Origin of the sequence: Limisphaera sp. VF-2, from assembly GCF_049537125.1 — a bacterium.
Lineage (GTDB): Bacteria > Verrucomicrobiota > Verrucomicrobiia > Limisphaerales > Limisphaeraceae > Limisphaera.
In genome coordinates this window covers 344,950-370,837 of the sequence record NZ_JBMVQY010000004.1, presented here as the reverse complement: position 1 = coordinate 370,837, position 25,888 = coordinate 344,950, and the positions used below count along the sequence as shown (strand labels likewise).

The window sequence follows — 25,888 nt, the reverse complement described above, 5'->3', positions numbered from 1 at the left end:
GCCCCCATGGTTCCATGGGCGCATCCCCACGACACGTCATGAGTGCGTTGCCGGATAACGAGTTCGACCTGGAGAAGTTGTTCCTGCCGGCTTGGGCGACGGAGCCGTCCAAGCCTTCCGAGGTCACCCGGTCCCGGGAACCGGCCGAGGAAGGCGAGGCCCGACCCCCACGGCGCCGGAAGGAACGTTCCCGGGGCGGCCGCAAGCCCGAACTGCGGCGGGGACCCGCCCCCTCCCCGGCCTCGCCACCCTCCGCCCCCGGCGCCAAGGCCCCGGCCCCGGCGCGCGGAACCAAACCCGCTCGCGCCCCCCTGCCGGATCTGCAGGTTCGACTGATCCCCGACCCCAAAGGGGTCGAGCTGGTCGCACGCCGCATCCGCAGCACCGGCCGCGCGTTTCCCCTGTTCGAAATCGCCAAGCTCTTCCTGGATCGCCCGGAGCGTTACAGCGTCGAGATCAGCGTCAAAAAGAAATCCGATGGCACCGTCCTCCAGCCCCTGTTCGTGTGTGCCCTCGACGAGACGCCCTGGCTGTCGGCCGACGAGGTCGTGGCGCACGTTCTGGAAAAGCATTTCGACACCTTCTACCAGGTGGAACGCACCCCGACCGAGCCTCCCAAGGGGAAGTACACGTTCGTGGCCCAGTGCGGGCTCAGCGGGGTCATCCTCGGTCCGCCCAACCACCACGACTACCCCAACCGCGTCCGCCAGTTGCATGCGGAACGGTTCTCGCACATGCCGTTCGAAGCCTACAAGGCGCGGATCAAAATCGTGCGAGACGAAGCCGTGGTCAAACAGTGGCTGGAAGAGCAGAGCTGGAAGACCGAGTACATCACCCTGAACGTCCCCGAGCCCATGCGCCTGGGCAGCCGCGAGGCTGTCGCGCGGCACTTCCGCGAGGTGCACGCCCCCAACATCGTCCGACAAGTGGATCTGGTCACGCTCACGGGACAGGCGGCTCGGGACATCCCCTGCCGCGAGCTGGCGCGACTCGTTCGCCACACCGTCGAAGAACAACGCCATTTCCCACTTCAGCTGGCCACCGCCTTGAGCCAGCAGTTCGCCGCCCATGGACTGCAGTTCTTCAAGGTCAACCGCACCATCACCCATGTGGCGGTCGCCCGCCCCCACTACCTGGACATCGAGAACACACCCGTCTCTCTCAATGTGAAGCGGATCGTCCAGTATATCCTGGACCATCCGCATTGCACGCGACGCGACCTGCTCGAGGCCCTGGCCCCCTCCCCCAAGCCGACGCCCCAGCCGCAAGAGGCGTCCACCCCCGGCCAGCCCGAAGCGGCCGGCACAACGCAGCCACCCCAACCTCCCACGCCAACCCCGGAACAAACCCAGATCATCGCCGATCTTCACTGGCTGATCCATCAGGGGCACGTCATCGAATTCTCCAACGGCGCCCTGGAGGTGGCCAAAAAGCCCGCCCCGAAGCCCGTCAAACCCGCCGCCTCGGCCCAGGCCACTGCCAAGCTTTCCGCTCCGGCCGGAGCGGCAACCGCCACTGCGGAAGCCCCGGCCCACGGAGGACAATCGCCCGGACCAGCCGCCCAAACCGAAGCGGGCGAAGTCACCGGACCATCCCCTGCCACGGGTGAGGAATCGGCAGCTTTCGAATCCGCCGCGGCTGCGCAGGCTTCTGCTGCAAGCACCTCCCCCACAACTCCGGAGCTCCGGGACTCTGATGCTGGTTCTCCGGCTCAAACCGCACCGGAACCCGCCCCGCCACCATCCGGACCACAACTCCAAGGGGCGGAATGCTCCGTCGCCGCGGCCCCCGGCGCGGGTCCCGAGATGGCGCCCTCCCCGGCACCGGCCAACTGCGAGCCCGCTGCGCAGATTTCCACCGCGGAAGCCGCTCCCGAGTCCCCGCGTCCGGACGTTCCCTCCGGCTCCTGACGTCGCGCCCCGTCCCGGAACACGTCCCCTTGCCACAAGCTTTTGACGTACCGCACAAGGCATCGGTCAGGGGAATCCCCACCTTCGCCGTCGAGTCCACGGAGCATGAAGCTTCGGGACCCCCGCATGAGTCTCTGCAGGAGCGCAAGGGTGGAGATGAAAAGCTCGAGAAAACGCAGTGCGGTCAAGGGCCCTCCCCGACGATGCGGATCGCAGGTTGAGAACCTCGACGGCCCGGCAAAAGTCGGGACAAGCGCGCACCCGTCGCCGCCCGCGGGGCTCCCGGGTCGGTGTGGCCCGCTTGCTCCGCCACGAATGGTCCTTCTACGCTGCCGGTATGCAACAGGACACCATTGCCGCCATCGCCACGCCGCCCGGGGAAGGCGGTCTGGCGGTCATCCGGATCTCCGGACCCCGGGCCCTCGAGGTGGCAGATCGCGTGTTCCGCCCGGCAGGCAAACGATCGTGTCTTCCGTCGGCGGCCCCTTCGCACACCTTGCACTACGGGCATGTGCATCGCCGGGGCGAAATCGTGGACGAGGTGTTGCTGGCCGTGATGCGGAAGCCGCGCACCTACACCCGCGAGGACGTGGTGGAGATTTCCTGTCACGGGGGCATGTTGGTGGCGCGGCTCGTGTTGCAAAGCGTGCTGGAAGCCGGGGCCCGTCTCGCCCAGCCCGGCGAATTCACCCGTCGGGCCTTTCTCAATGGCCGGCTGGATCTGACCCAGGCCGAGGCCGTGGCGGACCTGATCGCCGCTCGGACCGAACGCGCGCTGGCCGCCGCGCGCGAACAACTCGCCGGGAGCCTCTCCCGCCGATTGCACCAACTGCGGGACGATCTCATGCTGGCCCTCGCCCATGTGGAGGCCCAGCTCGATTTCCCCGAGGAAGACATCGCCCCCGACACCCGCGAAGGCATCTTGCAGCGACTCGAAGCGGGCCTGCGGCTCGTGGCCGATCTGCTCCGCACCGCCGAAGAGGGGCGCATTCTGCGACAGGGAATCCGCGTGGCCATCGTGGGCCGGCCCAACGTGGGCAAGTCCAGCCTGCTGAACCTGCTGCTGGGGCACGACCGCGCCATCGTCTCCCCCCGGCCCGGCACCACGCGCGACACCATCGAGGAAACCGCCAACATCCGCGGCATTCCCGTGATCCTGGTGGACACCGCCGGAGTGCGCGAGGCCCGGGACGAAATCGAACAGGAGGGCATCCGCCGAAGTCATTCGGCCGTGGCCACGGCGGACCTTTTACTTCACGTGTTCGACCGCTCCGAACCCTGGACCCCGGAGGACCAGCGTTTGTGGGAAATGTTCGCCCCGCGCCGCCGCCTTCTGGTTCTGAACAAGGCCGACCTGCCGCCGCGACTGGTCCTCCCGGAGTCCCGCGCGCCGCGCGTGGAGGTATCCTGCCGGACGGGCGAGGGGCTGGAGGCGCTCAAGGACGCGCTGGAGAACCTGATCTGGTCGGGCCGACAACCCGATCATGCCGCCCCCGAAGCCCTCATCAATGCACGGCACCAGGAGGCCTTGTTGCGTGCACAAGCCGCTCTGGAGCATGCGGTGCAGGCGCTGCGCGAAACCGTGCCGCTGGATTTGGTGGCCGTGGATCTCCGCGCGGCCACGGACGCGGTGGGCGAAATCGTCGGCCAGACAGCCACGGAAGACCTCCTGGACATCATCTTCAGCCGCTTCTGCATCGGCAAATAGCGCGCTCCCCGAGAAGCGCCCGGCCCGGCCGGAGTTCACGGATCACTGCCCGTCCGGCGGGACCCCTCCGCGGCAAGGCCCGTGCGTGTGCCTCGCTCGCACCATGGACGCGCCCCATCCCACCCCGGCCGTGAGCAACGATCCCACCACCACGTACCATTGCCACGAAACCTTGCCCGTGCTCCAGACCAGCAGCAGGCCCACCAGGCCCGCCACCAGCCCCATCAACGCGCTCGTGCCATCCACCCGTCGGGTGTAAACTCCCAGCAGAAACAGACCCAGCACCGGACCATTCGTGAAGGAAGCCAGCGCCAGCACAGTGTCCACCACCCGCGTCGTCAGATGCGCCGCGCCCCAGGCCACACCCATGAGAATCCCGCCCCAAAAAAGCGTGAGCCATTGAGAAACGCGCACTTCCCGGTGGGGATCGGCGGGGCCGACGCGCCACGCCTTGTAAAAATCGTTCATCGTGGCCGCGGCCAGCGAGTTGAGCGAGGAGGACAAGGTGCTCATCGCCGCCGCGAAGACCGCGGCCACCACCAGCCCCTTCAACCCCACCGGCAACGCCGTGGCCATGTAATGCGGGAAGACGCGATCGGGCCGCGCGGCCACCTCGGCCGGCAACGTGCCCGCTCGATCGTAAAAGACGAACAACAACAGGCCGATCCCCAAAAACAGGGTGAACTGCAACAGCACCATCGCTCCGCTCCCGAGCAGGGCCAGCGCGGCCTGCCGCGCATTTCGCGCGCAAAGATAGCGCTGCACCATGAGCTGGTCGGTGCCATGCGTGGCCGTGGTCAGGAACGCCCCGCCGATCAGCCCCGCCCAAAAGGTGTAACTCCGGCCCGGATCCAGTGTGAAATCGAGGATCTGGAACTTTCCGTGCTGATGCCCGGTCGTGACCACGGTCTCCCAACCGCCCGGGATGCTCTGCCACAGAAGCACGGCCGCCGCCCCCGCGCCCGCCAGGTACACCCCCAGCTGCAACACGTCCGCCCAGATCACGGCGCGCATGCCCCCCAGCCAGGTGTACACCATCGTCACCACACCCAGCACCACGATCGCCGTCGGATCGCTCCACGCGACCAGCGCCACCAACACCAGGGCCGTGGCCATCAAACGCACACCATCCGCCAGCGAACGAGTCACGAGGAACACCGCCGAAGCCGTTTGCCGAACGCCGCGGCTGAACCGGCGGTCGAGCAACTCGTACACGGTGAACAGTTCGCCCCGAAAGTAGGAGGGCAACAGCAACACCACCACGAGCAACCGCCCGACCAGGGATCCCAGCACCAGCGAGAGAAAACTGAAGTTCCCGCCCTCGCCGCGTGCGTTGGCCGCAAAGGCGAAGGCGGGCACACTGATGAACGTGACCGTCGAGGTCTCGGTGGCGACGATGGACGCCAGCAACGCCCACCAGGGCACCTGCCGGCCACCCAGAAAGTAATCGCGGAGGTCGTGCTGGCGTCGGCTGCACCACCAACCCACGCCCACCACGCCCGCCAGATAGATCCCCAAAACAATCAGGTCCAGCGTGTGCAAAGTCCGGAGACGCGTCTGCCCTCCGCACGTCCTCACCGGGAATCGGCCGACCGGTCGGCCCGCGGGTTCCTCCGGCTGCGGACGCCTCCCGCCCTGCCCCGACCCGGCTTACAACAACCGCCCCTGGGCCTGCTCCTGCAACAAGGCCTCCACCAGACGCGGACTGCGACTGCGGCGCCGTTCCATGATCTGTTTGTCCAGCGCCGGATCGTACGGCACCGGATAATCGCCGTTGTAGCAGGCCAGACAGAGACTGTCCTGCGCACGGCCAATCGCCTTGACCATCCCCTCCAGCGACAGGTACCGCAACGAGTCGGCCTTCAAATACTGGCGGATTTCTTCCAGCGTGTGATTGGCGGCCATGAGCTTGCTGCGGTCGGGAAAATCGATCCCGTACACACAGGGATTCATGTGCGGAGGGCAGCTCACGCGCACGTGCACTTCGCGGGCGCCCGCCTCTTTGAGCGTGTTCACCCGCGCCTTGCACGTGGTGCCGCGCACGATGGAGTCATCCACCACGACCACCCGCTTGCCCCGCACCAGCTCGCCGATCAGGTTCAGCTTCACCCGGACGTTGAAATCCCGAATCAGCTGCGTGGGCTGAAGAAAGCTGCGGCCCACGTAATGATTGCGGACAAACGCCATCTCGAACGGGATCCCCGACTCCATCGCATAGCCCAGCGCGGCCGAATTGCCACTGTCCGGCACCGGAATCACGAGGTCGGCATCCACCGGATGTTCCCGCGCCAGCTCCCGGCCCATTTCCACGCGCGCCAGATGCACGTTGCGCCCCTCCAACTGACTGTCCGGCCGGGCAAAGTACACGTACTCGAACACGCAGAAGGCCCGGCGCCGGTGCTCGGGAAAGGCCTGCAAACTCAACAATCCCCCCTCCCGGATGATGAGAATCTCCCCCGGCTGAATGTCCCGCTCGAACTTCGCATGGATCAAATCGAACGCACAGGTCTCGCTGGCCACCACCCACGCGTCATCCACCCGCCCCAGCGACAACGGTCGGAACCCGTGCGGGTCGCGCACGGCAATCAGTTCCGTCTCCGTCATGATCAACAGGGAAAAGGCGCCCTGAATCCGCCGGATCGCCTCCACCAGGGTGTTGGTCGAACCGTTGCAACGGGGCTGCGCCAGCAGGTGCAGTACAATCTCGCTGTCCACCGTGGTCTGGAAAATGGACCCCGCCGCTTCCAGTTCGTCGCGCAGCGCGGCCGCATTGGTCAAATTGCCGTTGTGTGCCACGGCGATCTGGCCCCGTGCACAATCCACCGTCAGCGGCTGGGCGTTGCGAAAGTGCGAGGAACCGGTGGTGGAATACCGCGTGTGGCCGATGGCCAAATGCCCGGTCAAAGATTGCAGTGTGGCCGCATCGAACACCTGCGGCACCAGCCCCATCCCCTTGTGCACCCGAAACTGGCGCCCGTCGGAAACCACGATCCCGGCGCTCTCCTGACCCCGATGCTGCAGGGCGAACAACCCGTAATAGGTCAGCTCGGCTGCTTTCGGATGCCCGAAAACACCGAAGACGCCGCAATAGTGTTTGGGATACGGTTGCATCGTCGCCCGCGTGAAGCACCTTCATGACACCAAAGCGCCACGCCCGAAGCAAGTGTGAACCCGAACCGGACCGGTCGCAAATGCGTTCCCCATGCAGACCATGGCCCTTGCGCTCTTCCGCCACGGCTCTCGCAAAGGGCGGGTGGCGACCAGGTGGCTGGACCCGGGGCGTCCGACGAGCCTGTCGGGTTGGCGCCGGCCGGCACGCTGTGCTCCGCCTTCACTACCCGGGGTGGCGCCGAAGCTGCAGGTCAACTCGCGCAAGGCCCCCCGAGCGTTCGGCCCCACCGCCGACCAAAACCTCGGCCACTCGGAAGCCAAAGCGACGGGCTACATCCGGGGAAGCCACCACACCGGCGTTCTCGCCGGCGTCCGGACCAAAGGCCGGCCCCACCCCTTCCTGCTGCCCTGCCGCCAAAGACCCAGCCGGTTGAGCCACGGCCATCCACGCACCTTCCGCATTCGGTTTACACCCGGGCCCTGCGCCGCAGGCGCGGCGGCTTGCCGATGCCACAGAACGTCGCGTTCCCCTGGCCGGCCCGGTGCCGGGGCTGGACGCGCTCCGGTACCAGTTTCCAGCCGCGGTGCTGCGCCGGCAGTTGGGGCAAACGGCCGAAGGCACCAGTCCTCGAGGACGTGCGGATGTCCCTGGTGCGGGTAGCCAGTGGCCGCTCAGTGGCCGCTGGCTGGAGCTCCTCCTCTGGCTGGATCACTGGGTTGCGCTGCAACCGCCGGCCACTGTGGGTCGAAGGCGATTGGGCAGGGACAGCGCGGCATCCGCCCCACCGCTGGGACCGTGGAAGCGCCAGTGGGAAAGCGAATCGGCGCAGAACGTCCTCGGGCGACTGGATGAGTTACCGGGCCAACGCGGCCACGGCAGCCCTGCCGGGACACGTTGGCCAGGCAAATGCGCCATCCGGTGAGCACGAGTCGCGGATGGACGCCAAACACGCGCCACCGCGCCAGGAGGCGCCCGGCCCCGGAGGGGCGTCGACGGCCTGCACGGACGCTCCATGGCGTTTCAACCGGTCCCGGCAGTTTGGGAATCCATGAGGGCAACGAACCGCTGCAGTGTCCCGACCCCTGCTCGCGCAACGAACGTCGGTCCCCGGGTGCTCGGGTGCTTCACACGACTCTCAACGGGGTGCCGCGCAACTCATATGCGCTCGTTCTTGGACCGAGAGGCATTGATTCTGGGCGCGCCACGCCGTAAGGGGCTCGGCAGCACGCTCGCCGAGTGCGTGCTCGAGGCGCACAGCTTCCGAGCAAGCATCCTCGCACAACCCGGACAGTAGCGAGCCGAGATGTTTGCCCCACTCAGCCTCCGGCCCGCTCCACGGCGTCACCGCCGGCGACGGGGATTCGATGATCCATCGCTACAGGGCATGCCGGAGCAGTTACCGCGAGGAGGCCGACCCACCCGCGACGCCCAGCAAACGCCCCGGCCGCGCCAGCATCGCCGAGGCGGAGCAATGCCGTGAGGTCCATCCGGACGCACCGGTTTTGGTCGTTGCCCTCAAGGCCGACCTGCGGCGCACCACGCTCTCTGATTACGGGATGAACCCGGTGTGCCGTTCGCTCCCAGGTGACGGGAGGACCCACAGTGGCTGGCGTCCAATCACTTCGGAGCGCAGTTACATGGATCGCCCTTTCCCTCTGGCGCGGAGCGCATGGATCATGCCCCTTGCCGCGTTCCGCAGCATCGTGTTCTCGCTTTTAAGATGCCGATGCGCCATCGGCTCTCAGACGCCTCCGGCCCAGTCCCAGCAAACCCAGGCCGGCCAGCAGGAGGAGCCCTGCTCGGGGCTCTGGGACCGAGATTGGATCGACCCAGTCTTGACGGGGGTGCGTATCGCCCAGGGCAACCCAGGAGTAGGTGGCATAGTTCGCCACGATTTGCAAATAGCGCCCCGAAGTGGGGGCAAACTGCAGCTCGAATAACTCGCCACGGTCGAAGGGTGTGGGAGCAGTTGCGACCGGGGTCAGCGTCGTCCAACGATTGCCAATGGGCTCATCCGAGAGATACACGCGAATGAATACGTTGGGTCCGCTGATGGAGAAAGTTGCGGAACTGGAATACTGGATCTTCACCATCGAGAGCGTCTGGGTGCTGCCCATGTCAGCCTGGATCCAGTCCGGCCCCTGGCTGCCCGCATTCCAGTAGCCGCCATTGAACGCGTCCTCAGCCCACGCCCGCCCCAGGGTGGGATGCACGATTTGCCCGCTCGCACTGTAACTGGAGGCAGGCAGGTCCGCTGCGAAGGGCGAGATGACCGGCGCGGCCCAGGCCTGAAAGCCCAGGCCAGACGCCAGGATCAATGCCGAGGAGGGGAGTTTCCGCGTTGAAGTCCCGTGCGGAGAGCGAGAAGAGTTTTTTGTTAAATTCATTTGGCTGGGTTTTAAGCCGGCGCGGTCAATTGTCAAGGTTGTTCTTCCGGTGTTGTGCACTGCCGGCCCGTTTCAGCTCATTGAGACCCCATGGTGGATGGGGGCAGCTGGAAAAAGCGCGATGAATTTCACCTTTCGATCCGCTCTCGCCCGGCGCCGCGGTCAGCCCCGGGGTTGGGCTCGACGGCCAGCGGGATTGCAAGTGGAGCCGCGATGCACGTGCTCAAACCGATCCGAAGCCTTGTCGCCGGGAAGCCGACATCCGGGGCATCGACACGCAACGCGCTGCGCCGGACCGAGAGTTGCCGCGGCAGCCCGCCAAAGGCGGTGCGCATCCCAAAGCAAACGTCCGCCCGCCTGCCAGCCGTCCTGCGGCCACTGGCTCAGCCGGACTGAACCACCGCCGTGCGCGAATGGGTCGCACCCGCCCCGGGACGCTTACCCAGCGACCCAGGGGTGCTCCGAAGCCTCGGCAAGGCCCAACGAATTCCTCCCGAATTCCCAGGAGAGGGATGAAGCCAGGATTGCAGCCAAGAGCCCGAAGGTTCGTGATTGTTGGATACTAGGGGACCTGCAGCCGGTAGAAGCGCGCGCCGGGTTCGGTGCTGATCGGCAATCGAACCTCGAAGAAGCCCTGGCCATCGAATCGGCCGGTGTCGATCACCTGCCATTGCGCCAGGGGCAAAGTGACGTCGGGGCTGCTCAGCACACGGAAGGTTCCACCCGGCGTGCCGCCGGAACCCTGCAGGATCAGGCCGTCCGGCGTGCGGATCACCTGCTCGATCCTGGGCGGCTGCGCCATTCCCACCACGGCCAATATCCCTTCGGTGGTCAGCCGGCTCGTGTCCCACGAAAGCCCGGGCGGCAGTTCGGGCAGGATCACCTCGGCAAAATTTCCCGTGAACTGGCCGTTGCCGGACACAAAGACAGGGAAACTGCTCCCTCCGGCCGGCGGGCCATTGCGCAGAGAGATCACCAGCCGGCCGCCGAAGCTCAGTCCGCCCTGAACCGTCCGCACCTGGTCCGCCCGTCCCTCTCCACCGTCCACTTCGATTTCGGTGACACCGCTCAAGAGCGCGCTGCCACTGATCGTAAGCGTACCGATCCCGTCCTCGCCCGGGGCCACGCGCGCCGTGCCCGCGGCGATCAGCTGCCCGTCCAGGGTTCCGCTGCCGGCCAACAATTGTCCGGGCTGCAGCGTCAGGCTGGCGTCGGATCGACCGACCACACTCAGAGTGGCTCCCGTGCTGATGACCAGCGAACTGGACCCGGTCAGGCTGGCTTCGCCCACCAGGGCCAGCGTGCCGGCGCGCACGCGGGTCGCACCCGTGTACGTGTTGACGGCCAAAAGGTACAAGGTGGAGCCACCCTCCTTCACCAGGCTGCCCGGGCCGCTCAAGACGTTGGTGAACGCCAACCAGGTGCCGCCGGCGACCACGGTGTTGCTGCCCAGCAACTGGACGGGGCCGCCATACGCGTTCGTGCCGCTGGCGTTGTTGATCCGCGCGCCATCCCGCAGCACCACCGGTTTGGTCAGCACATTGGACACCTGGTAGAACTGCAGCACGGCATTGGAAAACACGGTCAAAGGCCGCGTTTCATCCCCCAGAGTGGTCCAGCGTTCCACCGCCAGGGTTCCCTCCTGCACTTCGATTTCCGCCAGGGCCGGGTCGGTCTGCACGCCCACCAGTGCCACCATGTTGGTGCCGCGTTTGGTCAGCTTGAACGGCTGACCCCCGGTCAGCAGCCAGGCATTGGCCGCGGTGGCAGGTTCCGACCGGAGATCCCAGCGACCGGTCCCGCCGAAGGTGGTGTCGCCCGCCAGCGTGACATAGCGGAGGTTCGGCCCCACAAAGGCCGGATCGCCGCTGCTGTTGATGATCGCGCCCTGGCCGTCCCCACCGGCGCCCGAAACGGTCACGGGTTCCAATCCCAGATTCACGTTGTTGGCGCCCAAATCGAGCGTGGCGCCCTCGGCCACGAACGTGCCGGCATTGGCATCGCCGAGCGCGGTGCTGCTCAAGGTGCGCAGCGTGCCCCGCTGCACCCGCACCTCGCCACTGAACAGGTTGTTGGCTCCGGCCAGTTCGACCGTCCCCGGGCCCTCCAGCGTAATGACACCGAACCCGCGGATGGGATTGTTCACCCGCAACACCCCGCTCCGGGCGAACGTGAGCTGGGCGTAGTTGGTGATCGGGCCCGAGCCGAGGCTCCCGCCCGAGCCGCCGTCGCCAACCTGCAAGAAACCACTGTTGATGGTGATGGGGCCGGTGAAATCGTTGCTGCCCAGATTCGCCAGCACCAGTCCGGCGCCGTTGATTTCCAGACCGCCCGGCCCGGTCAACCGACCCGGGCCCACCAGCCGGTACGGCTGCACGAAGTTGTTGAATACCATGCCCGAGACCTCCAGGTCCCCGCGCAGTTCGACCTCGCGGTGGCTGGACTGGTCGTCAAAATTGACGAAGTCTCCCTGCGCAAAGCGACCGATCTGCCCGAACCGCAGCCAGTTCGGTGTCAGATCCGCATCCCACACGTTGGGAGCGCCCGTGGCGCCGCCCCGCCAATACAGATTGGCCACGGCGAAATCCACCCGCAGCCGAATCGCGCCCGGCGTCGTGGCCGGATCCACGACCGAGAAGCGATACCCACTGGGCGCCACCACCTGCAGTTGATTCGTGCCGCCGGTCAAGGGGCCGCTGTACTGAATCACGGTGTACTCGGCTCCCGTCTCCAGCCAGGGAATGGGATTGACCCGAATCGTGGTGAGGCCGTTCAACACCACCGCACCATTCACCACCACGCGGTCGTTCATCCCCTGCGGATCACCCGCCAGATCGAAGTCCAGCGTCGCGTTGTCCAACTGCAAACCGCCCACAATGAGCGCGGCCTGCGGTTGGCTCGAATTCCCGGGAGCGACCCGACCGCCCGCGACCGTCACCGGACCGGCTATGGAGCCCACGCCTGCTAGGGCCGCACCCGCACCCACCTCCACCGTACCCGTGCCCGTCTTGGAAGCGTCCACCACCAGGGTTCCCCCCAGCACACGGGTCGGTCCCGCATAACTGCTCGTGCCGGTCAACAGCTGCGTGCCGCCGCCCGTCTTGATCAATGCCCCCGGACCGCCGACCGCACCCGCCAGCGTCAAGGTGGTACCGCCAGCGGTGTTGATGACGCAATCGCCCTGCAGCGTCACCGGCCCGGCGATGGCATTGAGTGTGCCCGCCCCGCAGTTCAATGACGGACTCACACCGTCGCCCTGCAGCACGACCACCTTGTCCAGAGGCGTTTGAAGGTTCCACAACTGAAGCGTGGCCCCGGAAGCAATGGACAGAGTGCCGGAGGGACTCCCCAGGCCCGTGGTGGTTGTTTCGATCGAGAACACGCCCCGCTCCACGGTAACATGTCGCAGGGCCGGGTCCACGGTCGTGCCCACCAACGACACCTGGTTGGGGCCGCGCTTCACCAGATCGTACGCGGCTCCCATCGTGGAGAGTTGCGAGCCTGCGCCCCGAATGTCCCAGCGACCGGTCCCGCCAAAGACCGTCGGCCCTGTCAATGTCACATTTTGCAGGGCGTTGATCTGGTCCGGCCCAGAGTTAATGATGGCCCCCTGATCGCCCGCGCCACTGCCGGCCACAAGCACGGGTTCGCTGCCCAGGTTCTGGCCGTTGACGTCGAGCGTGGCTCCGGCCTCGACGCGTGTGCCGGCCATCCCACTGCCCAACGCCGTGGCGCTCCCGACCCGCAGGGTGCCTTCGGCCACCGTCACTTCCCCGTCGAACGTATTCGGGCCGCTCAACGTCAGCACCCCGGCACCTCGCTTGAGAAGTCCGCCCGTCCCGCTCACGGTGCTGCTGACCGCCAGGTCGTCGCTCCGATGGAAGACCAGCAAGCCGTTGTTGGCCACCGGGCCAGGGGGGAGATTGCCGGTCGCATCGTTGTTGCCGATCTGCAACGTGCCCGCCGCGACTGTCGTGCCGCCCGCATAATCGTTGATCCCCTCATTGGCCAGTACGAGCCGCCCGGAACCGTCCTTGAAGAGCTCCGTCAGGCCCGTCAGCCGACCCGGACCGATGAAGAGGTAATCGCGGGTGGTGTTCTGAACCACGATCGCGCCCGGCGCCAGGGCGGTCGTCAGGCGGACCGTCGTTTCGCTGGCCGTGTCATCGAAGCGCACACTGTCCGCGTCCTGATACACGGCCGGCGTCGTTCCGAACGCCAACCAGTTGGTGGTCCGGCCCACGTCCCAGTCCGATCCCGCGGCGCCCGTCCAGGTCAACGGCCGCGGCCCGCTCAACAGCACAAGGTAGACCGTCGCCCCCGCCACGTCGTTGGACAAATAGCCCGTCGTACCCGCCCCGGGGAGCCGACCCAACACGAAGTTGAACCCTGCACCGCCAATCGCGCCGCCGTACCGCAGCACGGGCAAAACCACCGGATATCCGGAAACCGCCCCCAGCGAGACCACGTCCACGGCGTTGGAGGCGCCCCCGGTCTCCAGCGTCCCCACCTCCAAACTCGGAGTGCCGGACAATGTCAACAAACGCAACCGGGCATTCTCGAGATGCAACCGGCTGATCCCCGGACTCACCGTGGACCGCAGCACCAACGTGCCCCCACGAACCGCGATCGGCCCGGGGTGCGTAAAACCGCCCGTGACGCCCGAGACGTCGAACGCGGCTCCGGCTTCGACCGTGAGGAGCGCCGTGTTCGCAATCGAGCCGGAACCGGCCAGCGCCAGCGTGCCCTCGCGCACCACGGTTTCTCCACTGTAGGTGCACACCCCCGTCAGCGTCTGAACCCCTGCGCCGATCTTCACCAGCGACAGCTGGCCCGACCCGTCCTGAATCAACCCCCCAAACGTGGCCGACTGGTCGTTGTCACCCACCGTAAGCGTGGAGGGAGCGGCGCCGTTGTTCAGAATGATGCAACTTTCGCCCGGACCCGTGTTCAGCAGGCCGTTGATCGTTTCGCTGTACCCGTTGAGATTCCAGGTAATGAAGCGATTGACCCCGCCGGCCATCACCACGTTGCCCCGACCGAAGCCATTCGGAATGATCTCGTGGTTACCGCTGAGGAACGTGTTGTACAGCGGCGGGGTCCCGCCGGACAGTCGCGCCGTCAAAATGGTCGTGCCGGTCCAGTCATTCGAAGGATTCGAAAGGCACACCGTGCCGGTCACGGTGGCGGGCGAACAAAGCGTCAGAGAATAGGGCCCCGAAAGACGGGCCGCGATGGCCCCGCTGGCGCCGCCGTTGCCTCCAATCGTCGTGTCCCCCAACAGCGTCCAGGGTCCGTTGAACAACCATCCCGCACTGGTCCGAATCGCCCCCAACGGCTCGCCCACGGTGCCATTGCCGGCGATGTACACAGCGTTGGTGACCGGCACACCCGGACCGGCCCCGCTGGGGAACAGGTAACAGCCGGGCAAAATGTAAATGGGTCCCGTACCGCACCCGTCGGCGTTGCCCGTCCCCACTTCACCCCCCACCATTTGCACGCGGCCCTGTAAGAGGAACGTCCCGCCGGAGTAGGTGTTGTGCCCGCGCAGCTTCATCGAGCCCGGGCCCATTTTCACCACCGTCACCGCCCCCGTGCCGTTGTCCGTAATCCGGGCATCCACCGCAAGCGTCCCGGCCGACTGACTGGTACTGTTCAGATGGAACACGATCTCGCCGGGGCTGTTGTCGCCGTCCCCCGCCGTCAACGTGCCCACATCCTGCGTGCCCGCGGCGCCGCCCTCCCCAATGACCAGCGTCAAACCCGAGGTGGTGTCCGACTTCAAAAAGCCGCCGTAGCGTCCCAACCGCAAGGTGTTGCCCGCGCCAATCCGGACGCTGGCCGCGGTGTTGCGGCGATAATGAATGGTGTTGACCTCGGTCAACGTGCCCGCGTTGGGCACATCCACCACCACGTCCCCGCTCGAGTTGTTGTCGACCATCAGGTTGGTCTCGCGCGTCGCAAAATCCCGCAGCCGTTCCCCCGTGGCATACACGCGGTAATCCGTGAAATTCACCAGGCGGCCGGCTTCGTCCACCCGTGCGTAGTTCGTGGCAATGGCCAGGTTGAACAGCACGGTCCCATCCCCCATCGTGGCCCAACTGCCCAACAGACCGTGCAGGTTCGTGCGCGTGGTGGTCACATGACCGGCACCCGCCAGGGCCGGACTGATCACCGTCAACACACCGCCGGGGTCCTGCGTGAGCGGACCCAGATGGACGAACACCTGATTGTTCACCTGATTGGTCACGCGCACCACGGCGGCCCCGAACGTCACATGCGTGCCGTGGAAGCTCTGCTCATTCGTGCGCTGCGGGGCCCCGTTGACGACCAGCGCCGCATAATTCACCGCGCCAAATCCGGCCGTCTCCCCGCCCAGCACCAACGACGTGGCCGGATGCAACAGATTCGTCGAAGGAGCACCCGGCCCCGCAAAGTCCAGCACCAACGTTCCCACCCGCACCGCCGTGGGGCCCGTGTACGTGTGGGCCCCCGACAGCGTCAACGTACCAAACCCACCCTTGATCAGTCCGCCCGTGCCACCGCTTTCCGCCAGCGTGCCGGCATAGCTCAGGGTCACGCCGCTGGCCGTCTCGATTCGACCGTATCCAAGGCCCGCGGTGGGTCCCAGCCGCACCCCACGGTTGCTCGACAACACCATCGAGCTTGTCACGCGCAGGCCGCCCCCGTCCAACACCAGTGCATCCGCCCAATACGCACCGGGCACGGCCCCCAGGCTCCCGTCCGCAGCAATCGACACCAAACCCTCCCGCACCACGACCGGCCCGCCAAACGCGTTGACCGCCGACAGCGTCAACACACCGTTGCCGAGCTTCAACAGCCCACCGCCGGCGCCATCCACCGGACCCGTCAAAGCCAGGGTCCCCTGCTCCGCCACCCAAATCGGCGTCAGCCCCGTCCACGTCAACGGCAACGCCACCGTCTGCGTCACCAGGGCTTGCTCATTCGTCAGGCCGCCGTTCAACGTGAGGCGGTTGCCATGCAGCGTAAAAGCCCCTGCCGGACTCCGAAACGTCAGCCCCCCAAAGGCGGTGCCGGGCACAAAATCGTTCGTATTGCTCAATTGCGCATCGCCCGCAAAAAACAGACTGTCCCCGGCCACCGGCCGAACGTCGGAAACCCAATTGGCATCCGTTCGCCAGTACCCATCCGCACCGCCCCCGTCCCACACCCGGTCCGCCCCGCCCAGACCCGCGGCACTGAGAACCCAAATGACCACCCAACCGGTCGGCCTGCCGCAAGTGCGAACGACCCGTGGCCACCGCGAAACATCCTCAGCTTGCATAAGCCTGTCCCGCCTGATTACCTGCGATTTCAAACGTCCCGACCCGGGGTTCGAATGGAAAACTTCGCGAACTCGCCCCGATTCCGCGCCCTCTCCTTGGGTCTTTCCCCGTCCACCTGCCGGCAACGCCCTTCCCGGCCGGTACGCCCCCGAAACCCATCCCCTGCTCCCGGCCCCGCCAAAGGGCGCGCCCTGCCACCGCGACTCGGAAACCCGGATTCACACTTTGGACGTTTGCAGAAAAACCTCCAGGCATCCATCGGACTTTTGTTCGACAGTGGGTGCCTTGCAGGTTTTTGGACACCCTCTGAAGCTCGGCGAGATTTCGTACGTCCTCGGCCCGAGAAAACCAGGGGAAACCGGCGTTTCTTCGAAGAGGTTTCAAACCGGTGAAGCGAACCTGCGCCCTTCGACAAGGCTCGCCGTCGGGAGTGTAGATTCGCCGCCCTGCGACTTTGGCCCTCCTGTGTCTTCCACACCGCTCCCTGCCCCATGGGGCGAACCGCACTCGATGGTCGGGCCCACGTCAACGATTGGACTTTGGCTTTCTGCCCCCGCTCCGGACGATGCGCGCGCACCCGCGGGTTTCAGCCGGCAGGCCCGGAGCCGCAGGGACAACGCGTCCCGTTGCGGCGGCAAACGCCGGAGTCGGCCCGCCCGGGCTCTGGGACGCGATGGCGGTGGAGGGAGTTTTCGACCCCACGTTGGCGAAGGGCGCAGACCGGGCCCAAAACCGGGGCTGCAAAAAGACTTGCCGACCGATTGCATAATGATATCATTTTGCTATGAATGCACATCTGGATGTTTCATCTGCCCCCGGCACAGGCAAACCGCCCAGCCAGGAACGTGTCGTCTCCGTCGCCAACGGCTGGCTGATGCTGGCCGTCAACGTGCTGTTGTGCCTGATCACCATCGCGCTGCTCGTCCATTCCATCCGCATGGGCATCCGGCAGGATCATTTCCCCATGGGCATGTTCGTGGGGAGTCTGCTGCTCGGCGCCTTTGCCGGGTTGATGAGCTCGGGTCATTTCACCCTTCAGCCCAACCAGGCCAGGGTCCTGATCCTGTTTGGCGCCTATCACGGCACCGTCAAACAAAGCGGGTTCCACTGGGCCAACCCGTTCTACAGCCGCGGCACCAAGATTTCGCTCCGCGCCAACAACTTCAGCACCGAGAAACTCAAGGTGAACGACAAGCGCGGCAGCCCCATCGAGATCGCCGCCGTGGTGGTGTGGCGGGTGCAGGACACCGCCCAGGCCATGTTCGACGTCGAGGACTATCACCAGTACGTGGATGTCCAGAGCGAGGCCGCCGTGCGACACCTGGCCTCCAGCTACGCCTACGACCAGGGCGAGGAAGACGAGATCACCCTGCGCAGCAACGCGGACGAGGTGGCCGCCTGTCTCAAGGAGGAATTGCAGCGACGACTGGCCAAGGCCGGGGTGGTGGTCGAGGAAGCCCGAATTACGCACCTGGCCTACGCCCCGGAAATCGCCCAGGCCATGCTGCGCCGGCAGCAGGCCGAGGCAATCATTGCCGCCCGACAAAAGATCGTGCACGGAGCCGTCAGCATGGTGGAAATGGCTTTGAACGACCTGGCCTCGCGCAAGGTGGTGGCACTGGACGATGAACGGCGGGCGGCCATGGTCAGTAACCTGCTGGTGGTGTTGTGCGGAGACACCGAGGTCACCCCGGTCATCAACACCGGCACACTGTATCCCTGAGCCCTCCCCACCCCTGCTTCCTTCCACCGTGAGACCTTCCTCCTACCAACCGCAGGAGTTCCAGGCGCCCTGGAGCGTGGGCAACCGGATCAGCACGGCCCTTTTGACCGTGATTCTGCTGACGGTCCCCTGCGTTGTGGCCCTGGCGCCCCAGCCCCGCGCCCGTGGCTGGGCTTGGTTCGGCGTGGGCGTTCTCTGGCTGATCCTCGGAGGGGTGGCGCTCTTCTGCGTGCGCGGCTACGCCCTCCGGCACGGGGAACTTTGGATCCGACGTTCCTTCTGGTGGACCCGCATTCCCCTGAGCGATTTGCAGGACGCGCGGGTCGATCCCCATGCACTCCGAGGGTCGGTGCGCATCTGGGGCGCCGCAGGGTTCATGGCCGCCCTCGGCTGGTACTACAACAAACGACTGGGGCGTTTCCGGGCCTGGGTGACCGATCCGGCCCGCTGTGTGGTGCTGGAGTTTCCCGGGCGCACCCTGGTGATCAGCCCGGACCGGCCCGAGGCATTCGTCCGGGCGCTGGGATTCGAGCCCCAACCTCCACGCATGTCTCTCTGATGGCGGAGCGGAAGGCCTTTCTCTTGCGGGTGGATGCCGAGCTGCTGAAGGAACTGGAGGCGTGGGCCCAGCAGGAGCTGCGCAGTTTGAACGGTCAAATCGAATACCTCCTTCGCCAGGCCGTGCAGCAACGGCGCCGCCGCCTCCAACAAAACCGGGACGCCGGCTCCGAGCGCCCGACCGCCTGAGCGTCGAGGCCCGGGCCCGTGCTGCGGTCTCCCGCAGCGCCCCCTTGTGCCCCTCGCCCCTCCGACCCCGGCACAAAAGTCCCCTGCCGCGCGGTGCCCGGGAAGAGGGGAGCGAAGAACAACGGAGTTCCGAACCGTTTTGACCCCTCCGGCCCGGGCATGACCGCCGGCTTCCGGGAATCGCCGGATCGGACCGGCGGCCCCGTCCCCTGCCCGGTTTCCACGCACCAGGACCGCCCGAGGGACGAACCGGGCGGGGCGGGCCGAGTACCCGGGAGGCCCCTTGACGGACGAGGGACATGGTTCTATATCTAACGTTCGTTAAATATGAACCCGCGCGCCCATACGGCCCGCGACGGTCGGACCCGGGAACGCATCCTGACCGCCGCCGAACAGATCTTCGCCGACCGGGGATTCGAGCCCGCCTCCATCCGCGCCATCGCCCGCCGCGCCCGCGTGTCGCTGCCGGTGCTGTACTACTACTTCGGATCCAAAACCGGGCTGATCCGCGCCGTGCTGGAACGCCGCTTCGGTCCGCTGCGCACCGAACATCAACAGGCGCTGGCCCGCCTGCAACCGTCGCCCGGCTCCCCTCCGCCCGAGCTGGAAACCATTCTGGAAGCGATGATCCGGCCCGTCCTGCGCCTGGCCGAGGCCGACGCCCGACAGGGCTCCGTCGTCATGCATTTGATCGGTCGCGTCATCGCCGACCCCACCCCCGCCATTCAGGACTGGTTCCAGGAGCACATCCGAAACGTGCGCCAGGGATTCCTGGAACTGCTGGCCCGCCATCTGCCCCAACTGCCGCGGGCCGTCCTGTTGTGGCGATACGAATTCATCTGGGGCGCGCTGGCCTTCATGCTCTGCAATCGCTCGTGGGTCGTCCGGAAGACCGACGGCGTGTGCGATCCCCTGGACACCGGGACGCTGCTGCCCCAGTTCGTCCAGTATTGTGTGGCCGGGCTCACCGCGCCGGCGCCCCGCGGCTCCCGAGCCCGGCCCCGACCGTAACCCCTGCACGTTTTGTCGCCATGCATCACGACAGCCGACCATCGTCCCCCAAGCCGAACAGGTTGCCCGAGAGCCGTGGAGAACAAAACCGCCTCACCCACGAGGCGGGCCCCGGAAACCGACGCAGCCGAGTCACGGCCCGAGCCCGGCCGTTGTTCGCCCTCGCGCTGGCGGGAGCACTGGCCCCGTGGGTCTCCTGCATGCGCCAACCGCCCGCGCCTCCGCCCCGCATTCCCATCGTGACGGTGGCCCACCCCGCCCGTGCCACGGTGACCAACTGGGACGAATATCCGGGCCACCTGGAGGCCGTGGAAACCGTGGAGATTCGATCCCGAGTGGCCGGCTATCTCGCGTCGATTCACTTCACCGACGGGGCCGAGGTACGCAGCGGGGATCTGCTCTTCGTCATCGATCCCAGACCCTACGAGGCGGAACTCCGACGCGCCCAAGCCGAACGGCGACGCGCAGAAACCCAGGCAGAGCTGGCCCGCAACGATCTGGAACGGGCCCGTACCCTGCGGGCACACCGGGCCATTTCCGAGGAGGAATTTGATGCCCGAACCAAGGGGGCCCGAGCTGCGGAAGACGCATTGGCCGCGGCCCGGGCCGCCGAGGCCGCCGCGGAACTCAACCTGACCTACACCCGCATCGAGGCTCCCATCGACGGCAAGATCGGCCGGCGCTTCGTCACGGTGGGGAACATGATCCAGGGCAGCACGCAGATGCCCGGCACTCTTCTGGCCACACTGGTCAGCCTGGATCCGATCTACGCGTATTTCGATGTCCCGGAAGCGGCTTTCCAACGCTATCGAAGGCTTCTGCCCGGTTTGGAGAACCCGGGAGCCTCCGCAGTGGCCTGCGAACTGGGCCTGGCCGGCGAGGACGGCTTTCCCCATCGCGGCCGGATCGATTTCGTGGACAACCGGGTCAACCCGGCCACGGGCACCCTGCGCTTGCGCGCGGTGCTTGCCAACCCGGATCGGGTGTTGGTGCCCGGCATGTTCGCACGAATCCGAATCCCGGTGGAGCGCATCGAGGGCGCCCTTCTGGTTCCGGAGGCCGCGATCCTTTCGGAGCAGACGCGCAAATTCGTGTACGTGGTCAATGAGCAGCGAGTGGTCGAAGCCCGGCCCGTGCAACTGGGCCGGGCCCACGGTGCCCAACGGGTCGTGTTGGCCGGGATCGGCCCCGGGGATGCAGTCGTCGTCAGCGGGCTGTTGATGCTGCGGCCCGGCATGCAGGTGCAGGTGGCCCGTCCGGAGGCAGCTGCTCCCGGGCCGTCGGCTGCGTCCACGGCGGCGGGGCCGCAGTAGCCCATCCATTCCGGAGGAGGTTTGGCCGCCATGAAATTCTCGCACTTCTTCATTCGGCGTCCCATTTTCGCCGCGGTTCTGTCGATTTTCATCACTCTGCTGGGACTCCTAGCGCTCTTGGAACTTCCGATCGCCTCCTTTCCCGAGGTGGCGCCGCCCACGGTGTTCGTAAGCGCCCGGTTTCCCGGGGCCAGCGCCGATACGGTCGCGGCCACGGTGGCCACGCCGCTCGAGCAGGAGATCAACGGCGTGGAAAACATGCTCTACATGTCGTCCGCAGCCTCTGCCGACGGCTCCCTGGTGATCCAGGTCACCTTCAACGTCGGTACGGACATCGATCAGGCCCAGGTTCAGGTCCAAAATCGCGTGGCGCTGGCCCTGCCCCGGCTGCCGGAAGAAGTGCGCCGCCTGGGCATCGAAGTCCGCAAGCGTTCCCCCAGCCTGACCGCGGTCGTGACCTTGTTCTCTCCCACAGGCGAGCTGGATGAGGTGTTTCTGAGCAATTACGCCTATTTGCAGGTCAGGGACGTGCTGGCCCGATTGCCGGGCGTGGGCGACGTGCGGGTCTTCGCGGCCCGCGATTACTCGATGCGCCTGTGGCTGGATCCGGAAAAGCTTTCCGCACACGGGTTGACCGCGGGCGACGTGGTGGCGGCGGTTCGCGAGCAGAACGTGGAGGTCGCCGGCGGCGTGTTCGGCCAACCCCCCAACCTTCCGGACACACAACTGCAACTGGTGGCGCAGGTGCGGGGCCGGCTGGCGACCGAGGAGGAGTTCGGCAACATCATTCTGCGCACGGATCCCTCCGGCCGGATGATTCGCCTGCGCGACGTGGCCCGCGTCGAGCTCGGCGCCCGGGACTACAATGTGAGCGCCTGGCTCGACGGCAAACCCGCCATTGCCCTCGGCATCTTCCAGCAACCGGGTTCCAATACCATTGAAACCGCCGACGCCGTGCGTCGCGCGATGGCCGAATTACGAAAGCGCTTCCCCGCCGGCCTCGACTACCGCATTGTTCGCGACGATTCCGAGTACATTCGGGCTTCCATTCGCGAGGTGTTCAAAACGTTGCTGGAGGCGATGGTTCTGGTCACCGGGGTGGTGATCCTGTTTCTGCAAACGTGGCGGGCCTCGATCATTCCGCTGATTGCCGTGCCGGTCTCCCTGATCGGAACGTTCGCCGTCATGGCCGCTCTCGGTTTCTCCATCAACAACCTGACCCTGTTCGGCCTCGTGCTGGCCATCGGCATCGTGGTGGATGATGCCATCGTCGTGGTGGAAAACGTGGAACGGCACATCGCCGAAGGAAAGGCGCCGGTGGAGGCCACCCGAATCGCCATGGATGAGATCGGGGGCGCCGTCATCGCCATCGCGCTGGTCCTCAGCTCGGTCTTTCTGCCCACCGCGTTCCTTCCGGGAATCCAGGGCAAGTTCTACCAGCAGTTCGCCCTAACCATTGCCGTTTCGACGCTGATTTCCGCCTTTGTCGCGCTGACGCTCAGCCCGGCCCTCTGCGCCCTGCTCTTACAGCCGCACCATCAAAAGAACGACCCGCTCAGCCGAGCGATCCACGGCTCGATTGGTTGGCTGTTTCGCGGGTTCAACCGGCTGTTCGATCGGACCCGATCCGGTTATTCCCGGGCCCTGGGACTGGTCATCCGTCACGGGGGAATGGTGCTGATTCTCTACGCGGGCCTGCTGGCGCTCACCGCCATCGGCCTCCGCACCGTGCCCACCGGATTCATCCCGGTGCAGGACAAGGGAACCCTTTTCTGCTACCTGCAACTGCCCGACGGTGCCTCGCTGAATCGCACCCGGGAAGTCAGCTCCCGGGTCTACGAGCTGGTCAAGGACACCCCGGGGGTCCAAACGGTACTGAAGCTGGACGGTTTCTCCATCCTTTCGTTCGGAAGCCAACCCAATGCCTCCACGCTCATCATTCGCCTGGAGCCGTTCGAGAAGCGCCGCCAGACCGGCCGGACCAGCCACCAGATTCTGGCCGAACTCCAGCCGAAGTTCGCCGGCATCCGCGAGGGCATGGTGGCGGCTTTCAATCTGCCTCCCGTGGATGGTCTGGGTTCCGTGGGCGGGTTCAAACTCCAGATCCAGGATCGCGCCCATCTCGGGCCGCAGGCACTCCAGGCCGCCGCCTTTGCCCTCATGGGGGCCGCCAACCAAAACCCGCGCCTCCAGAACGTCATCACCACCTACCGCGGCAACGTCCCCCAGGTGCAACTGGAAGTGGACCGCGAGAAGGCCAGGCGCATGCAAGTGCCCCTGACCGGCGTCTGGGAGGCCCTGGCCGTCTTTCTGGGTGGGGTGTACGTGAACGATTTCACTCTCTTCGGGCGTCCTTTCCAGGTCGTCGCCCAGGCCGACGCACCTTTTCGGGCCCGGCCTGAAAACGTCCTCCGTTTGCAGACCCGAAACCTGGCCGGCGAGATGGTGCCGTTGGCAACGGTGATCACCGTGCGAGACACCACCGGCCCCACCACCGTGTCCCACTACAACCTCTACCCCAGCGCAGACCTGAGCGGCGTACCCGCACCGGGAGTCAGTTCCAGTCAGGCCATCCGCATTCTCGAGTCTCTGGCCCAGCAGCTGCTCCCGCCGGGAATGGCGATCGAATGGACGGAACTGACGCTCCTGGAAATCCTGGCGGGGAAAACCGGTGCCTGGATTTTCGCCCTTTGCGTGCTCATGGTCTTTCTCGTCCTGGCGGCCCAATACGAGAGTTGGACCCTGCCCCTTGCCATCATCCTGATCACCCCCCTGAGCCTCCTGTTCGCCCTCGTGGCCGTCTGGGCCCGCGGCATGGACAACAACCTCTTCACCCAGATCGGGTTGGTGGTTCTGCTCGGGTTGGCCTGTAAGAACGCGGTGCTGATTGTGGAATTCGCACGCCAGTTACAGGACAAGGGCCTCAATCGCTTTGACGCCGTCCTGGAGGCCAGTCGATTGCGGCTGCGGCCGATCCTCATGACCTCGCTGGCTTTCACGTTCGGAGTCCTGCCCCTGATGATCGCCACCGGCGCCGGCAGTGAATTGCGCCGGGCCATCGGCACGGCCACGTTCTGGGGCATGCTCGGAGTTACCGTGTTCGGCGTCTTTCTCACGCCGGTCTTCTACGTCGTCCTGCGCCGTTTGCGAGGCGAAACCACCCGACCCCGACAGCCGTCGAACTCGGGACTGACGCCGGAGGGGGCTACCCTCGGTCTCCTGGCCCTCATCGCGGCCAGCGCCCTCGCCCTGACCGGTTGCACCGTGGGCCCCGACTACGCCCACCCCCGAACCCGGGTGGCCTCGACTTTTGTGCAGGGGAACGCACCCCAGTTCACCCATGCCCCCGTGGACGTGACATGGTGGCGCAATTTCCGCGATCCGACTCTCGATCGTCTCATCCAGGCAGCCGTGACCGGAAACCCGGATCTCCGCCTGGCCACGGCACGCCTGCGCGAAGCCCGCGCCCTGCGCCGCATGACCGACCTCGACCTGCTGCCCACGGTCCAAGCCGCCGGCGGATTCTCCAAAAGCGTTCGCAGTGCCGACGCGATGCCCGGCGTGCCCCGGCCCCGGCGCGAATCCGAACTTTATGAAGCAGGCTTTGACGCATTTTGGGAACTCGATCTGTGGGGCCGGGTGCGGCGATCTGTCGAAGCGGCCCGGGCTGAAGTGGCCGCCGTGGAGGCGGGCCGCCGCGAGGTGTTGTTGAGCCTGCTGGCCGAGGTGGCACGGAATTACTGCGAGCTCCGCGGCCTCCAGGTCCAGCTGAGCGTCGCCCAACAAAACGCACGACTGCAATCGGAGAGTCTGGAGATCGTCCGGGCCAAACTCGAGGCCGGACGCGCCACCGAATTGGATCTCTCCCGGGCCCGTGCCCAATACGAGGCCACCCTGGCGGCAATTCCGACGCTGGAAACCGCCGTGCACCGGACGCTGTACCGCTTGAGCGTTTTGACCGGCCAACCTCCGGAGGCATTGGAACCCGATCTCGCTTCCCCGGGCCCGCTACTCGAGGTGCCCCCGTTGGTCCACATCGGTAACCCGGCCGAGCTGTTGCGGCGTCGCCCCGATATTCAGGCCGCCGAGCGGTCCCTGGCCGCGGCCACCGCCCGCATCGGCGTTGCCACGGCAGACCTTTTTCCTCGGGTGACCTTTGTGGGCAGCCTCGGCTGGCAGGCCGGTGCGCTCTCCGGGCTCGGTGAGGCCGGCTCGGACACGTACGGCTTCGGTCCCCGCCTCACCTGGGCCGCTCTCGATCTGGGTCGGGTACGCGCCCGTCTGGAAGCCGCACGCGCACGTGCCGACGCTCAACTGGCCCTCTACGAACGCACGGTCCTGCAGGCCCTGGAAGAAACCGAAGGCGCCCTGCTCGAACTGGGACGGGCCCGGGTCCGCCGTGACCATCTTCGCGCAGCCGCGGCAGCCGCCCGCCAGGCCGCCGAACTGGCGGGGCAACGCTATCGGGCCGGCGTCGTGGAGTATCTTGCCGTGTTGGACGCACAGCGCACGCGGCTCGATTTCGAGGAACAACTGGCTCGGGCCGAAACCCGTCTCGCGACCGCCTGTGTGGCCTTGTACAAAGCGCTGGGCGGCGGCTGGGAGTGGGAAGGCCTGCCCATGCCCTCATCCGAGAATCTCTCCCACGCGGATTCCAATCGCTGACCGCT

The 25,888-nt window shown here is 66.3% G+C and carries 12 protein-coding genes and 2 pseudogenes; 10 read left to right on the top strand and 4 right to left on the bottom strand.

Going from position 1 to position 25,888, the window contains the following annotated elements; all coding sequences use genetic code 11:
* The first annotated feature begins 38 nt into the window (after positions 1 to 38).
* Together ACPDIT_RS13205 and mnmE are read left to right on the top strand one after the other, a co-directional pair.
* The gene (locus ACPDIT_RS13205) at positions 39 to 1,910 is read left to right on the top strand and encodes a hypothetical protein (protein ID WP_423444208.1); all 1,872 of its coding nucleotides are present in this window, start codon (positions 39 to 41) and stop codon (positions 1,908 to 1,910) included.
* A 337-nt stretch (positions 1,911 to 2,247) separates the two neighbouring features.
* Positions 2,248 to 3,618 carry a tRNA uridine-5-carboxymethylaminomethyl(34) synthesis GTPase MnmE gene (gene mnmE, locus ACPDIT_RS13200; RefSeq protein ID WP_423444207.1) on the top strand — a complete coding sequence of 457 codons (1,371 nt, stop codon included), beginning with the start codon at positions 2,248 to 2,250 and terminating at the stop codon, positions 3,616 to 3,618.
* Between the two features lie 42 nt (positions 3,619 to 3,660).
* Here mnmE and ACPDIT_RS13195 read toward each other — a convergent pair whose 3' ends face one another.
* Together ACPDIT_RS13195 and purF are read right to left on the bottom strand one after the other, a co-directional pair.
* A complete protein-coding gene (locus tag ACPDIT_RS13195; protein ID WP_423444205.1) occupies positions 3,661 to 5,160 on the bottom strand; it encodes a sodium:solute symporter family transporter in 1,500 nt (499 codons plus the stop codon).
* A 108-nt stretch (positions 5,161 to 5,268) separates the two neighbouring features.
* Complete coding sequence (purF, locus tag ACPDIT_RS13190) at positions 5,269 to 6,729, bottom strand: amidophosphoribosyltransferase (RefSeq protein WP_423444204.1); 1,461 nt, start codon at positions 6,727 to 6,729, stop codon at positions 5,269 to 5,271.
* A gap of 1,308 nt (positions 6,730 to 8,037) precedes the next feature.
* Here purF and ACPDIT_RS13185 point away from each other — a divergent pair.
* Positions 8,038 to 8,298 (top strand): annotated as a pseudogene (locus tag ACPDIT_RS13185) (hypothetical protein); the annotation flags it as partial.
* Positions 8,299 to 8,445: 147 nt separating this feature from the next.
* Here ACPDIT_RS13185 and ACPDIT_RS13180 read toward each other — a convergent pair.
* Together ACPDIT_RS13180 and ACPDIT_RS13175 are read right to left on the bottom strand one after the other, a co-directional pair.
* Entirely contained in the window at positions 8,446 to 9,048 is a 603-nt protein-coding gene (locus tag ACPDIT_RS13180) for a discoidin domain-containing protein (RefSeq protein ID WP_423444202.1), read from the bottom strand.
* Positions 9,049 to 9,679: 631 nt separating this feature from the next.
* The gene (locus ACPDIT_RS13175; RefSeq protein WP_423444201.1) at positions 9,680 to 16,423 is read right to left on the bottom strand and encodes an autotransporter-associated beta strand repeat-containing protein; all 6,744 of its coding nucleotides are present in this window, start codon (positions 16,421 to 16,423) and stop codon (positions 9,680 to 9,682) included.
* A gap of 785 nt (positions 16,424 to 17,208) precedes the next feature.
* On the opposite strand from ACPDIT_RS13175, the gene ACPDIT_RS13170 reads away from it, so the two are divergent.
* The 7 genes and pseudogenes from ACPDIT_RS13170 to ACPDIT_RS13140 all read left to right on the top strand — a co-directional run bounded on the left by ACPDIT_RS13170 (position 17,209) and on the right by ACPDIT_RS13140 (position 25,883).
* Positions 17,209 to 18,147, top strand: coding sequence for an SPFH domain-containing protein (locus tag ACPDIT_RS13170; protein ID WP_423444200.1), 939 nt, complete (start codon positions 17,209 to 17,211; stop codon positions 18,145 to 18,147).
* A 28-nt stretch (positions 18,148 to 18,175) separates the two neighbouring features.
* A complete protein-coding gene (locus ACPDIT_RS13165; RefSeq protein ID WP_423444198.1) occupies positions 18,176 to 18,706 on the top strand; it encodes a PH domain-containing protein in 531 nt (176 codons plus the stop codon).
* Entirely contained in the window at positions 18,706 to 18,894 is a 189-nt protein-coding gene (locus tag ACPDIT_RS13160) for a ribbon-helix-helix domain-containing protein (protein ID WP_423444196.1), read from the top strand. The genes ACPDIT_RS13165 and ACPDIT_RS13160 overlap by 1 nt, the downstream gene beginning before the upstream one ends.
* A gap of 327 nt (positions 18,895 to 19,221) precedes the next feature.
* Entirely contained in the window at positions 19,222 to 19,905 is a 684-nt protein-coding gene (locus ACPDIT_RS13155) for a TetR/AcrR family transcriptional regulator (protein WP_423444194.1), read from the top strand.
* A gap of 200 nt (positions 19,906 to 20,105) precedes the next feature.
* Entirely contained in the window at positions 20,106 to 21,218 is a 1,113-nt protein-coding gene (locus tag ACPDIT_RS13150) for an efflux RND transporter periplasmic adaptor subunit (protein ID WP_423444192.1), read from the top strand.
* A gap of 30 nt (positions 21,219 to 21,248) precedes the next feature.
* Positions 21,249 to 24,365 (top strand): annotated as a pseudogene (locus tag ACPDIT_RS13145) (efflux RND transporter permease subunit); the annotation flags it as partial.
* The gene (locus ACPDIT_RS13140; RefSeq protein WP_423444423.1) at positions 24,363 to 25,883 is read left to right on the top strand and encodes an efflux transporter outer membrane subunit; all 1,521 of its coding nucleotides are present in this window, start codon (positions 24,363 to 24,365) and stop codon (positions 25,881 to 25,883) included. The pseudogene ACPDIT_RS13145 and the gene ACPDIT_RS13140, both read left to right, overlap by 3 nt.
* Positions 25,884 to 25,888 lie beyond the last annotated feature (5 nt).

Bases quoted from the DNA above. Each gene is read 5' to 3' on its own strand.
- ACPDIT_RS13150 (WP_423444192.1), top strand. From the start codon at position 20,106: ATGCGCCAACCGCCCGCGCCTCCGCCCCGCATTCCCATCGTGACGGTG.
- ACPDIT_RS13205 (WP_423444208.1), top strand. From the start codon at position 39: ATGAGTGCGTTGCCGGATAACGAGTTCGACCTGGAGAAGTTGTTCCTG.
- purF (WP_423444204.1), bottom strand. From the start codon at position 6,729: ATGCAACCGTATCCCAAACACTATTGCGGCGTCTTCGGTGTTTTCGGG.
- mnmE (WP_423444207.1), top strand. From the start codon at position 2,248: ATGCAACAGGACACCATTGCCGCCATCGCCACGCCGCCCGGGGAAGGC.
- ACPDIT_RS13170 (WP_423444200.1), top strand. From the start codon at position 17,209: ATGAATGCACATCTGGATGTTTCATCTGCCCCCGGCACAGGCAAACCG.
- ACPDIT_RS13160 (WP_423444196.1), top strand. From the start codon at position 18,706: ATGGCGGAGCGGAAGGCCTTTCTCTTGCGGGTGGATGCCGAGCTGCTG.
- ACPDIT_RS13175 (WP_423444201.1), bottom strand. From the start codon at position 16,423: ATGCAAGCTGAGGATGTTTCGCGGTGGCCACGGGTCGTTCGCACTTGC.
- ACPDIT_RS13155 (WP_423444194.1), top strand. From the start codon at position 19,222: ATGAACCCGCGCGCCCATACGGCCCGCGACGGTCGGACCCGGGAACGC.